Source organism: Bianquea renquensis (genome assembly GCF_014384895.1).
Lineage (GTDB): Bacteria > Bacillota > Clostridia > Lachnospirales > Bianqueaceae > Bianquea > Bianquea renquensis.
The window spans coordinates 1-12,894 of record NZ_JACRSQ010000047.1 but is presented as its reverse complement, the minus strand read 5'-3'; the positions used below and the strand labels follow the sequence as shown (position 1 = coordinate 12,894).

Sequence of the window (12,894 nt, the reverse complement as noted above, 5' to 3'; positions counted from 1 at the left end):
TGCTACAATGTCCATGGCGATTGAGACCTTTCGTTAGGGTGTTGTTGTGGTGACTCTATTCTAACAAACTCTATCGCCTTTTTCTATACCCTTGGTCTCACATCTATTGTAACGCTACAGCACATAGGGTTCCAATATAGAGGCGTTATTGACAATTCTATTTAAATATGTTACCATTTATTGTGAATATCGCCAATTGAATACGAAAATGGAGGTTCCTTTATGTACAGCATACTGTTAGTGGATGATGAGACAGCTGTTCTGGATAAGCTGTCTCATTCCATTGCCTGGGAGGAATTTGGATTTGAACGGGTTGATAAAGCTGTCTCTGGTTTCCAGGCGCTGGACATGCTGGCCACCCACCCTTACGACATCCTGATTACGGACATCAAGATGCCCGGCATGGATGGCATCACGCTTCTCCGCAATGTTCGCCGCCTTTATAGCCGAGTCCGCTGTATTCTGCTCACCGCGTTCGATGACTTTGCTTACGTCCGGGACGCCCTTCGCCTTGGAGCCGACAACTACCTACTTAAGCCAATCAACAATGCGGAGCTCGCTTCCTCCCTGACTACCTCCTTAGAAAATCTGACGCGAAGCCAAGAAGACACCGTCGCCGCAATGGGAACGATTCCTGATTCTGAGACGTACCGCCATAATGTTCTAGGCCGATGGCTTTATGGTGAGCTCTCAGGCTATGAGTTGAGCGAACACGCCAAAATGGCCGACATCAACGTATTCTGTCATTACTATTGTACACTGATCGTGAAGCCCTTAAACAGAAGTTCTTCTTTCTCCAAATCGGTACAAAAAATCGCCAAGCTTTTGCAAGAGTCTTTTGATGAAGTCTATGAGATGATGGAGCTCCCAAATCACCACATCTTTATTCTAGGAGATCAGGACATCAACGTCGAAACCGTGCAGAAGCTTTTGTTCTCCCTGTTCCCTGTCAACTCCCCTCCGTCCGTGTTTATTGCCATCGGATCCGTGGTCAGCCAAAATTCCGATCTCCCCGTGAGCTTCAAGCGTGCGGACCGAATTGCCCAATCGTCCATGCTGTTTGCTCCAGATCAAGTCGTCGTAACCGGCGCTGAGCCCGCCACCCAAATTCCCGTCATCGATCTGTCTCCCTATCTGTCTGCCCCATCCGACGAAGATGCGGACGCCATGCTTCCCGCGCTCCTGGACGACCTTTTGCAGCACACGGGAAGTCCACTTTATACCGGGAAAGCGCTGATATCAGAGGTCCTATTAAATGTTTCGCGCTATCTCGAAAAGGAACTGCCCGCCACCGATGAAATCCGTCCCTTTATTGAAGAAAGCTTTTCCAATGTGGAGTCCTCCACCACCCAGACGGAGCTGCGCCGGCAGCTTATCGAGATTTTACAGCACGCGCGAGGGTATCTGACGAAAAAACAGCAAAATTATAGCCCCATCATAAAACGGACCCTGCAATATATTGAGGCCCACTATGCATCTCCCTTATCGCTAAAACAAATTTCGCAGATCTTCAGCGTGAATGCCGCCTATCTCGGCTATCTCTTCAAACATGAAACCCAGCTTTATTTTTTTGAGTATGTGAATTTGTATCGCATCAAACAGGCAGAACAGCTTTTGCTCTCCACAGGGCAGACCATCGCCGTCATCGCCTCAAAAGTCGGATTCTCCGATGCAAATTATTTTAACCAATGCTTTAAAAAGTCATATGGCATGACCCCATCAAAATACCGGCAGTTAAATAAACAATCCTAAGGCTCGCTCCTCAGGATATATTATCTTCGTGCTCCTGGCAAGTCATCCTGCGAATGGTGATGGATGCAGTCACACCGCCCTGTTCATTTCCCTCAATGCGAAAGCCACAGCCTGGCCCGTAAAAAATTCTCACCCGGTCATGGAGGTTTCGAAGCCCGTAGCTCTCTGTCGTCTCACCCTCCGCATCTTCGATCATCTCCTGAAGACTTTGCATCCGATCCGGCGACATGCCAAAGCCATTGTCCGAAACGCTCAGGACAATATGTTCAGGGCCCTGTAGCGTCGCTGAGATTAAGATCCAATTGTCCTCCTCCTGGGGTTTGAAACCATGCACAAAATAATTCTCAATTAAAGGTTGTAATAGATTTCGGATGATTCCATAGGCCATCACGTCTTTTTTCACATTAAACTCGATATTCATATTCTCTTTATACCGCATCCGGAAGAGTTCCAGATACATATTGCAGAACGTGATTTCTTCCTGAATGGTAATGAAGGATTTATTGTTGATGAAACTTCGGAAAATCCTGGACAGCAGCACCAGCATCTCCGCCACATCCTGATCATCATTTTCGTACGCGTGGGCGCAGATGACATCCAAGGTGTTGTACAGGAAATGGGGATTAAATTTTGCTTGCAATTCGCCTAACTCCGCAGTCTTCTGCTTAAGCTGATAGATATACAGCTTGTCTACCGTTTCCGCAAGTTGGCGTGACATAGAATTAATTGACCGGGTGATCGCGCCAAACTCATCGCTTGAATCCTCCATGGGAATCTGATAGTTGAGATTATTTTGCCCTATGACCTCCAGACCGCTGCGTATCAGTTTGACCCTTTTCAAAATCGAATTGTTTGCAATTTTGTAGGAGAGGGCCAACATCAGAGTCACCGCGATGGCGATTCCCATGATGACCGGAGTATTTTGATGGGCCGCGCGAAAGATGCCGGCCCAGGGAGTCAGATAGGTGACAGAATACCCTCGCTCTGCGCTGACAATGCTCTGGGTATAGTACCGCTCGCCATTCAGGGTTACAATTCCGCCCGCCGCGTGCTTAGGGATATTTAGATTGCTCTGATAGGATAGGTGGTTCGATGAATCGTAGATAATATCGCCAGCTGTTGTGGCGATGCAGATTTCAGGAGGCGATTTCATGCCAGATGTCGAGTCCTGGTAAATGACGTCCAGGGTATCAGAACTATAGCAGATCAGCATGTCGCCCGCCGACTGGTTCTCGTAGTAGATAGGCACGCCGCCCGCGATGGCGTACACGCGGGTGGACGATCGATTGATCTCAATGAAGGCGGCGGGAAAAATGCGCCGTACTGCTTCCTCCGATTGCAGCTGGCTCATGTAGGGAAATTCACTCCCGACTCTCTGAAAATTCTGGTCCGCCGGTATATATAAATATCCTACATCGCGATCCTCTTTTCGTCTCAGGAGGATATAGGCGATGTCGCTATCCTCCTTTACGATCGTGTTCAGCGCCGACGATAGGTTCTTCCGCAGAGTGGGATCCGCTAAAGCGTTTTCCTTGTTATTTCGGGACGAATAAAATTCTTCAAAATATTTGGTGTATTCTGCATTGGCTAAAACCGGGATGTAGTTTGACCAAAAATTCTTTTGTTTTGCCTCATAATGATCTGAAACTTTTTCGAGCACCTGCCCATTTGCCTGTAAGATTCGGTTCATCTCAAATTTATACGAGAAATACGAGGCGATTCCGGCAAATATACAGATGATAATACAAAACACCGCGAGATTGAGATAATACATCCGGCTGAAATACAGCCGCTGCTTCGTTCGTTTTTTCTTCATGCTTCATCCTCAAATCGCAACGCTTTTCCATCCTTACCTTGCATTCTGTCCCCTGCCTCTAGCTGCAAAAGACGTTCTTTTACAGACAATCCGCCAGCATAGCCAACCAGTGTCCCATTGCTTCCGATCACTCGGTGACACGGGATGAGAATCGCAATCGGATTCCGATTGTTTGCCAGCCCCACGGCCCGGTAGGCTTTTGGATGTCCAATCTGCTCTGCGATCTGTTTATAACTGCGTGTTTCACCATAGGGAATCTCCCCCAGTGCCTTCCACACCCGGCGCTGAAATACCGTGCCCTTTGGGTCGAGAGGAATTGTAAAGGCCCTGCGTCTCCCTTCAAAATATTCCATAAGCTGATCATAGGTTTTCCTGGCAAGTGCAGATTCCACCCCTTCCTCCATTTGGCTTGAAAAAAACACTCGCGTCACTGCTCTTCCGTCATCTGTGATCCCGATTCTGCCCACTGGCGTTCCGCAGAACGATGTGGTTTCCATTGAATCAACTCCTATCTGTTTCTATGTCCCGCCGGCTGTTTTTTATGGGATCATCGAATCCCGTAAAAATTTTTTACATTCCCCTGGAATACCTTATCCACAACTCGAAACGGCAACTCCATATCAGCGAAATGCGCAAGGTCAACGGAAACTTGCTTTTCTACCGCCGCCGCGTCATATCGATCCAGAAAGCTATCACTTCCAAACAATATAGAATCTTCCACCTGATATCCTGTCTTAAACAGCCGGTATAACGCTTCCTTACGGTATAGAGGCGGCGTCCCAGGTGTGATATCGACATACATTCGCGCACACGCATCCCCATAGTGACGGCGGGCATCCTCATATTTTCCGAACACAGCAATGCATTCATCTGTCCACGGCCAAGAAATATGGGCAAGCGCAAACGTAAGTCCTGCGATGGGGAGCAAGTCCTCGAACTCGGAAGGCCGATTATAGCGAGACGAACTTTTTCCATCCCACAAAATACCGGAATGAAATAAAACGGATTTATGAACCTGGGCCATTCGCTCGTATGTCTTCATCGCCCTGGGATCACCTGGATAATGATTTCCACAGATAACCTTGAATCCAACAACTCCGGCGGCAGCGGCCAGCTCCACCTGACGCGGAGCATCCTCCTCCGTCGGGTCGATCCAGTATACGGGGTGTAGCATTGGCATGTCCTCGCACTGGCGCAACACCAGTTCTAACCGCTCCTCATTGCTATAGGGCCGGTCCTTCCAAATGGAAAAGCACGAAGGTGCGATGGACATCACAATCAAATTTTTTACGCTGCTCTCCCTCGACCTGCGGCAGAGCTCCCCTGAGTCTAATGCTGCTTTATCTGTATGGACGTGGCAGTCAAATACCGCGACAGATTGTCCTTGATAGTGTAAAGTACTCATCTCGTGATCCTCCTTTGTCTATTTAACCAGTATACCGCATTTTTGCCCGTGCCGCAAGACTGTTTCCCCTGATTCTCACTTTCACTTCGGCTCCATTATGGGTATATTTTCCAGATCGCTGCATAGGGTGTAAAGGGGTGATCAATATTGAAGGAACCCATGACTACAATCCGGACAATTCTCGTGGATTCTACTGTCCAATTCGATGAAGTGGTACTTCTCCTGTACAAAATCCAGTATCCCAATGCCCGCTCTTCTGAGTATCCAGCGTCGAGCGCGTGTATAAACCGCTTTTATGAAACGGACGCTTTTCTATACCAGGAATATCTCCAGCGCGACCTATTTCACCAGGCGGCGGTGCGCTATCAAGACAGCCCGGGCGATAGCCCGGTCAATGCCTATGAAGCTGACTCTCGATATCAAATCACGCTCAACTCTTTTCCGCTGCTGAGCCTCTTCACTGACCGATATGAGTACACGGGAGGGGCTCACGGCGCCACCATCCGGCGTTCTGAGACCTGGTGCCTTCCTCAGTGCCGGAGACTTGCTCTCAGCGAGCTTTTTCCTGTCGGGTTTGACTACATGTCCTATATTTTTGCGGAGATCGCCAGTCAGATCAAGAGAGACCCCGAGCAGTATTTTGAAGATCCCCTCGCCAATATGGTCAATACTTTCCGCGCGGAAAACTTTTACTGTATTCCAGGTGGATTCACCATCTACTATCAGCAATACGACATTGCTCCCTACTCAGGGGGGATTCGAGAATTTCCAATTCCATATCCTGGCGTTGAAGCTCTGGATTGTCAAATATTTTTTTAGAAAATTTATAAAAAGCCGTGCAAATCTCTTTCCTATATAGTATAATAGTGAACTGGTAATAGAATTTTATAGTATCAAGAGGGGGATTTAGAATGAAACGCAAAAAAATTCTGGGACTGTGCCTTATTTCTGTTATGTTGGTCCTGGCACTGGCTGCATGCAGCAAATCTGGCGGAGACAGCAGTCTCGTCGGCAAGTGGGAGTACAAGTTGGAGGGCGTTAGTGTCATGACCTATGAGTTCAAGTCCAACGGGACCTGTACGGTGAATATAAGTGGGGAGGAAGCTAGCGCGGACTATACCGTCAAGGACGGCAAAATCGTCGTAGAGGGCGAAGAGATGGCCTATAAAATCGATGGCGATACTTTGACTCTGACCGTTGAGGGCTTGGAGGTGCCGCTTACGAAAGTAAAATAAAGACAACATGGGATGCTTAAGCCAACGGCCGCGCATCTAAATACCTTTTTATAATGAGGGTTTCCCAAACGTCTGTCATCTGCCTGACATTCCGGTCTGACTGGGGTGGCGAAGTTTATGACTTTGGGGACACTCTCTTTTTTTGTGCTAGTCTGGCTCTTTCCTATAGGAAAAAAGGGCTGTCGGGAAAGGGATCTTCCTGCTCCTACATATATTTGGAAGACTGCTCGTCGGCGTGATCGTTTTGACGGTGGCGGCGAGGAATTTGCCTCCTTTTGCACGCTGGCCGCTGCCTTTGCTCGCCTCGCCGGCGTGCATTTTTTATTCTGTTTCTCCGCCGGCATGGTTGTTTCGACGGTGGCGTGGAGGAATTTGTCTCCGTGTGCACGCTGGCCGCTGCCGTTCTTCGCCTCGCCGGCGTGCATTTTTTATTCTGTTTCTCCGCCGGACCGGGCGCCTCGACGCTGCCGGCGGGGATTTTGCCTCCTTTTGCACGCTGGCCGCTACCGTTCTTCGCTTTGCCGGCGTGCATTTCTTATTCTATTTCTCCGCCGGCATGGTCGTTTCGACGGTGGCGCGGAGGAATTTATCTCCTTTTGCACGCTGGCCGCTGCCGTTCTTCGCCTCGCCGGCGTGCATTTTTTATTCTATTTCTCCGCCGGCATGGTTGTTTCGACGGTGCCGGCGAGGAATTTGTCTCCTTTTGCACGCTGGCCGCTGCCGTTGCTCGCCTCGCCGGCGTGCATTTTTCATTCTATTTCTCCGCCGGCGCGATCGTTTTGACGATGGCGTGGAGGAATTTGTCTCCTTTTGCACGCTGGCCGCTGCCGTTCTTCGCTTTGCCGGCGTGCATTTTTCATTCTGTTTCTCCGCCGGCGTGGTTGTTTCGACGGTGGCGGCGAGGAATTTGTCTCCTTTTGCCCGCTGGCCGCTGCCTTTGCTCGCCTCGCCGGCGTGCATTTTTTATCCCGTTTCTCCGCCGACATGGTCGTTTCGACGGTGCCGGCGAGGAATTTGCCTCCTTTTGCCCGCTGGCCGCTACCGTTCTTCGCCTCACCGGCGTGCATTTTTAATCTTGTTTCTCCGCCGGATCGGGCGTCTCGACGCTGCCAGCGGGGATTTTTCCTCCTTTTTACACGCTGGTCTCTGCCTTTCTTCCCTCACCGGCGTGCATTTTTCATCCCGTTTCTCCGCCGGCGTGATCGTTTTGACGATGGCGGCGAGGAATTTGTCTCCTTTTGCCCGCTGGCCGCTGCCGTTCTCCGCTTTGCCGGCGTGCATTTTTAATCTTGTTTCTCCGCCGGCATGATCGTTTTGACGATGGCGGCGAGGAATTTGCCTCCTTTTGCCCGCTGGCCGCTGGCTTTCTTCATCATACCGGCGTACATTTTTAATCCCGTTTCTCCGCCGACATGGTCGTTTCGACGGTGCCGGCGAGGAATTTGCCTCCTTTTGCCCGCTGGCCGCTACCGTTCTTCGCCTCACCGGCGTGCATTTTTAATCTTGTTTCTCCGCCGGATCGGGCGTCTCGACTCTGCCGGCGGGGATTTTGCCTCCTTTTTACACGCTGGTCTCTGCCTTTCTTCCTTTGCCGGCGTGCATTTTTCATCCCGTTTCTCCGCCGGCATGGTTGTTTCGACGGTGGTGGCGTGGAATTTGTCTCCGTGTGCACGCTGGCCGCTGCCGTTGCTCGCCTCGCCGGCGTGCATTTTTAATCTTGTTTCTCCGCCGGATTGGCTATTTTGACGCTGCCGGCGGAATTTTGCCTCCATGTGCACGCCCGCCTTCGCCTTTCTTCACCTCGCTAGCGTGCAAAAGGGAGCTGTCGGGAAAAAGATAGCTCTACACAGAGGCAGGTGTGATCTCTGCGGATCACACCTGCCTCTGCATTTTATCCTTTAAAAAAGAAGGGACATTAACTTCCCGAGGTTCAACTATCAGTCGGCACAAAAGGTCTATCATGTGTTTATGCTGTATGCATTCAGCTGGAACCTCATGATAGACCATCGGTTTCGACATCATAAAATCCAAAACTAGGAGCGCTTTTCAAAATCCAAACAAGGGGATTTTCCGCCCTGATACAGAGACTTCTAAAAGAAGGAGACAGTCCTGTAAAAATCCTGAGCCTCGAAAAAGCCTGATTTTCTAAGGGACTGTCTCCTTCTTACCTATCTGGGGCCATATTCGCTATTTCACGACAGCCCCCACTTCTTAAACTTTCTTATGCTTTACTCTACGTACTGCTTTGCGATTTCCATTCCTTTGTTCCAGGAATCGGTGGCCCAGTCAATAACTTCCTGGACATCCAGAGCTTCCGCCTGGGTCTTCATATCATCCCAAAGGCTGTTGAATTCCGCTTCATCCTTAGCGTACGCCATCTTCCAGGAGTTCTGGATTACGATCTGCGCGATGGCCTGCTGCAACAGCGCGATATCGTCGGGGGTGGTCTCCATCAAGGTGTGAGCCAGAGGACGCTTGTAAACGCGGCCTTCCGCTTCCATCTTCTGGATGGGGAACATATATCCGTCATTGTCGTCAGACCAAGCTTCCGTCAATTTGTTCTTCTGGGTTCCCTCGATAACATCCGGCCAGTTTCCGATGCCAATGGGCACATTGTAGGTGGGATGCGCCTGGGTGTTGGCAATGACGTACTCGTAGGTGAAGCCAGGATGCAATTCCTCACCGTTGCTCAGCGTCAGCTTGCCGCCGTTGCTGTTGTAGCAATCCCAGTACTTCTCTGTGGCGTAGACTTCGCCTTCGTCATTGATATCCCACAGTTCTCCCTGAGGGCCATTGTTCAGAGTCAACAGAGCATCGTAGTCCGCCGTCAGGTTAATGTACTGGAGGCAAGCATCGACCTTAGAGGATACCGCGCTGATACCCAGCTGGTTTCTGGTAGAACCAACCGTCGCGTCCCCGATAACACAAGCCTTGTACTCATCAAAGATGATGGGCATATATCCAACAGGCTCGTCTGCGTCCACATGTTCTGGCGTGTTGAAGCCATCTTTGTATCCAGCGTAACCGATGGCTACATATGCGCCGGAGTCAACCTTTGCTTTTGCCGCCTCGTAGGTCTGGGTGATCGCATCGGGATCTAACAGACCTTCCTGGTTCAATTGATAGAAGAATTTCAGCGCTCTCAGATACGTGCTGTCATCGTCAAAGATGGAATTGATCTCGCCGGTTTCCAGATTCAGGTCGGCAAAATACTGGTAGAAACTCTCCATGTATCCCAGGGTGGTGATGACATTGTTTACAGCCGCCATCTTCGTGGTTCCATCCCAGCTGCTAAACAGGTTCATGGCGTAGGTCTTCGTTCCATCCTCTGTCTCGGGATAGGCTTCCTGCATCTGCTTGAAGATGGGGATCAAGTCTTCCAGAGTCTCCGCTTTCGGGCAGCCAATCTTCTCGTAGATATCCCAGCGGACATTGATGGAGTAAACACCCGTGTCAACCGGGAAATAGGAATCACCTATGGATGAGGGGATTACATACAGATTTCCAGTTCCATTGCTGCGGTTATCGCGGGTATACTCAATGGCTTCCGGAACATTCGCCGTTACGTTGGGCAGCTTGTCAAGGTGCTCGTCAAGGTTGACCAGCATTTTGCCAGCAATAGCCTTTGTCACGCTATCCCATGTATTAAATGACATCAGATCCGGCAGATCGCCGCCAGCCAGGTATGCTTGCATCTTTTCCTCAGAGCCTGCGATAATGTTCAACGCCAATCCGTTTTCCTTCAGATAGTCACCCAGCCAGCCCGTTACTGGACCGCTGACAGCTGTGGTCGAAATGTAGTAGTCGAGGGTTGTCACCTCTCCTGTATTCCCAGCTGGTTCGGTGCTTGAATCTCCCGCCTGGCTGCTCTGCGATGACTCATTCGCCGTGGAACTGCTCTCATCGTTTCCTTTAGAACAGCCTGCAAAAGCGCTGACCACCATAGCAGCCGCCAAGAAAAGAGTTAAAACTTTCTTACTTGCTTTCATTTTCTATCTCCTCTCTGATAATATATATAGCATTTTTCCAGAGAAATATCTGGAAAAGTACTACCGCATAAAAACTACAGATGTCATACTACTATATTCCCTCAACCCCTGTAAATGGTGTTTTGCTGGGGGTTTTTCCAATTCCTAGATATGTCACCTTATCCTTTGACCGCGCCGATCATGATTCCCTCGACAAAATAGCGCTGCATGAAGGGATAGACCAACATAATCGGAAGAGTCACAATGACGGTAATCGTCAGCCGCATGGACGTGGGCGTCATATTCTGAGCCGCATTGCTCATATCCATGCCCTCTTGCGCCATCTGCGCTAGAGACTCCGATTCATTTAAGTATTCGTACAGGATATACTGTAACGTATATAAATTGTAATCCCGGATATACAGGAGTGTATCCATGAAGGAGTTCCACTGTCCCACCATGCTGAACAGTGCAACCGTTGCGATGATCGGGAGACTCAAGGGAAGCGCGATTCGGAAATATCGCGTCAGGAACCCGGCGCCATCGATCTCCGCTGATTCTTCCAGCGACGGCGGTATCGATTCCATAAAGGTCTTAACCAGAATCATGTTATAGACCGGAAACATGCCCGGGATGATGTAGACCCAAAATGTGTCCAAAAGGCCCAGCATCTTGATATTCAAATATACAGGGATCATGCCCGCGCTGAAATACATGGTGACAACGACGAACCGATACCAGAACTTTTTGGCCCACATCTTCTGTTTCGTAAAACAGAAGGCCATGTAGGATGCGCCAAGCACAGATAGACCTGTTCCCAGGACCGTGCGCAGAACTGAAACGACCGCGGATCTGGCAATTCCATTTCGCTGTAGCATGTCGACATAATTGGAGAAGTGAATCCCTCTCGGGAAAAATACGATCTTTCCCTTGTCCACCAGGTCATTGGCGCTGATGGTATTTATCACAATGTAATAAAATGGGTATACACAGATAAGTGCAAAAATTCCGAAGATAATATAGTTCACAACCTGAAATACAATATCGTTGCCTTCTCGTTTCATAAAACCGCCTCCTGCCAGTATTGGATTTTAAAACATGCTGTAACCACGAACCGTCTTCGATAGCCAATTGACAAACCCGAACATAATCACGGCAACCAACGATTTCATAATTCCAATGGCAGTGGCGTAGGAGATCTGACCATTTCCGATACCAATGTTATACACATAGAGGTCCAAGACTTGAATGTAATCTTTATTCATCGCATTTTGGAATACATAATACTGCTCCATGCCGGTATTCAGGAAATTGCCCAGCGACATGATCAACAAGACAAAGAAGGTTTCAATCATTCCGGGAACCGTGATATGCCAGATTCTCTGGAGGCGGTTCGCGCCATCGACCATGGCCGCCTCATACAGTTCCTGGTCAATCCCGGCAATAGCTGCCAAATATACAATTGCGCTCCAGCCCAGCTCTTTCCACAGCTCGTATCCCTTCATGGTAATCCACACATGTTTCTGCGACGCCAAAAAATTGACCGGCTCCTCAATAACGCCCATCTGAACCAGCAGCGTATTGACAAATCCATTATTGACGTTCAACATGGAAAATACTAAAGAGTACATGATGATCCAGCTAATGAAATGGGGCATCGTCGTAACGGTCTGGACAAATTTCTTAAAGCCCTTTGACCGCATCTCGGATAGGAATATAGCAAAGATCATGGGCAGCGGTGATGTCAAAATTCCCAATCCCACCATAGCAAATGTGTTGCGAAGAGAGTTAAATAGATTCATTCGCATGACCGGGTTGGAAAATAATTTCGTAAAATACTTCATTCCGACAAATTCACACTCGCTGATCGGCAGACCTGGCTGATAATTGTATATGGAATAGATCCAACCCCGCAGAGGTAAATAACTGAAGATAAACACAAAAATAATCGTCGGAAGTGCATATAGAAAGATCATATACCCTTCTCGCTTGCTTTTCTTATGTAGAGATTTGGCTTTTACACTTTCTTCCATATCACATTCTCCATTCCTTTCTTACTTGTCTACAATGGATATAATATCGATTTTTTTATGAGATTTGTAGTGGAATAATTCCATATTTTCTTATTGATTACAGTTTGTTTATCCTTATTTCTCAAATTCTTCCCCAATATGCACAAAGATTCAATCAAATTTGCTCATGGGAACCCCTGGACTTTCCCGTCAATTTATACTATAATGATCTTCATGGGAAGGAGGATTCTGCATGAAAACTACTCATAAGCGCAAAGTCTCTGTCAAGGGTCAGCCCCGCTGCTGTCAGAAAGTCCGTCACTGTAAACATATGAAAATTTCACAAAAGCGAAATGCCGGCACCCGCGCTGCGCATTCAAAGCCAGCTGTCTTTTTGGATACATCCGTATATACGGTTCAGGATACCCCTCACTCCTTTTCACTGCCGATTCGCATTCTCACCCCCCTTTTGCTCTTGCTGCTGGCCACACTTTTTTTGCTTCACCGGCTTAAAAATTCGCCGTCAGTGGACTCACAGAATGCCCAATAGAGATCTCGGTCCGCCTCCCCGGCGGACTTTCCCATCAAATCGAGTAGGAGGTAGGCGATTATTTCGCCTACCGACCTCTCACACCACCGTGCGTACCGTTCGGTACACGGCGGTTCAATCAACTTAACAGGTAACGCACCTTGCGGTGTAGTAGTC

Annotated in this window: 14 protein-coding genes; 3 read left to right on the top strand and 11 right to left on the bottom strand. The window is 48.9% G+C overall.

Annotated elements, in window-relative coordinates; genetic code table 11:
* Positions 1–222 precede the first annotated feature (222 nt).
* Complete coding sequence (locus tag H8730_RS16440) at positions 223–1,752, top strand: response regulator transcription factor (RefSeq protein ID WP_177714698.1); 1,530 nt, start codon at positions 223–225, stop codon at positions 1,750–1,752.
* A 10-nt stretch (positions 1,753–1,762) separates the two neighbouring features.
* Here the strand turns inward: H8730_RS16440 and H8730_RS16435 are convergent, their stop codons facing one another.
* From H8730_RS16435 to H8730_RS16425, 3 genes are read right to left on the bottom strand one after another with little or no spacing between them, the layout of a single operon-like run.
* Positions 1,763–3,568 (bottom strand): sensor histidine kinase, encoded by a 1,806-nt coding sequence (locus tag H8730_RS16435; RefSeq protein WP_177714696.1) that lies wholly within the window; start codon positions 3,566–3,568, stop codon positions 1,763–1,765.
* Positions 3,565–4,065, bottom strand: coding sequence for a methylated-DNA--[protein]-cysteine S-methyltransferase (locus H8730_RS16430; RefSeq protein ID WP_177714694.1), 501 nt, complete (start codon positions 4,063–4,065; stop codon positions 3,565–3,567). Before H8730_RS16430 ends, H8730_RS16435 begins: the two co-directional genes overlap by 4 nt.
* Positions 4,066–4,115: 50 nt before the next feature.
* Positions 4,116–4,973 carry an amidohydrolase family protein gene (locus H8730_RS16425; RefSeq protein ID WP_177714693.1) on the bottom strand — a complete coding sequence of 286 codons (858 nt, stop codon included), beginning with the start codon at positions 4,971–4,973 and terminating at the stop codon, positions 4,116–4,118.
* 159 nt (positions 4,974–5,132) lie between these two features.
* On the opposite strand from H8730_RS16425, the gene H8730_RS16420 reads away from it, so the two are divergent.
* Positions 5,133–5,792, top strand: coding sequence for a DUF3298 and DUF4163 domain-containing protein (locus H8730_RS16420; RefSeq protein WP_177714692.1), 660 nt, complete (start codon positions 5,133–5,135; stop codon positions 5,790–5,792).
* Positions 5,793–5,884: 92 nt separating this feature from the next.
* The gene (locus H8730_RS16415; protein WP_177714691.1) at positions 5,885–6,208 is read left to right on the top strand and encodes a DUF5640 domain-containing protein; all 324 of its coding nucleotides are present in this window, start codon (positions 5,885–5,887) and stop codon (positions 6,206–6,208) included.
* 205 nt (positions 6,209–6,413) lie between these two features.
* Here the strand turns inward: H8730_RS16415 and H8730_RS16410 are convergent, their stop codons facing one another.
* From H8730_RS16410 to H8730_RS16375, 8 genes are all read right to left on the bottom strand, one after another.
* Positions 6,414–6,740 carry a hypothetical protein gene (locus tag H8730_RS16410; protein ID WP_249290205.1) on the bottom strand — a complete coding sequence of 109 codons (327 nt, stop codon included), beginning with the start codon at positions 6,738–6,740 and terminating at the stop codon, positions 6,414–6,416.
* Positions 6,741–6,957: 217 nt separating this feature from the next.
* Positions 6,958–7,275 carry a hypothetical protein gene (locus tag H8730_RS16405; RefSeq protein ID WP_249290204.1) on the bottom strand — a complete coding sequence of 106 codons (318 nt, stop codon included), beginning with the start codon at positions 7,273–7,275 and terminating at the stop codon, positions 6,958–6,960.
* The gene (locus tag H8730_RS16400) at positions 7,262–7,489 is read right to left on the bottom strand and encodes a hypothetical protein (protein ID WP_249290203.1); all 228 of its coding nucleotides are present in this window, start codon (positions 7,487–7,489) and stop codon (positions 7,262–7,264) included. The genes H8730_RS16405 and H8730_RS16400 overlap by 14 nt, the downstream gene beginning before the upstream one ends.
* Positions 7,490–7,689: 200 nt before the next feature.
* On the bottom strand, positions 7,690–7,917 hold the full coding sequence (locus tag H8730_RS16395) for a hypothetical protein (protein WP_249290202.1): 228 nt from the start codon (positions 7,915–7,917) through the stop codon (positions 7,690–7,692).
* Between the two features lie 519 nt (positions 7,918–8,436).
* The gene (locus H8730_RS16390; protein ID WP_177716920.1) at positions 8,437–10,197 is read right to left on the bottom strand and encodes a type 2 periplasmic-binding domain-containing protein; all 1,761 of its coding nucleotides are present in this window, start codon (positions 10,195–10,197) and stop codon (positions 8,437–8,439) included.
* 158 nt (positions 10,198–10,355) lie between these two features.
* Positions 10,356–11,240, bottom strand: a complete 885-nt coding sequence (locus tag H8730_RS16385; RefSeq protein ID WP_177716918.1) for a carbohydrate ABC transporter permease — start codon at positions 11,238–11,240, stop codon at positions 10,356–10,358.
* Between the two features lie 27 nt (positions 11,241–11,267).
* Entirely contained in the window at positions 11,268–12,209 is a 942-nt protein-coding gene (locus H8730_RS16380; RefSeq protein ID WP_177716917.1) for an ABC transporter permease, read from the bottom strand.
* A 480-nt stretch (positions 12,210–12,689) separates the two neighbouring features.
* Positions 12,690–12,894: hypothetical protein (locus tag H8730_RS16375; protein ID WP_249290201.1), on the bottom strand; the 205-nt coding region annotated here is incomplete at its 5' end.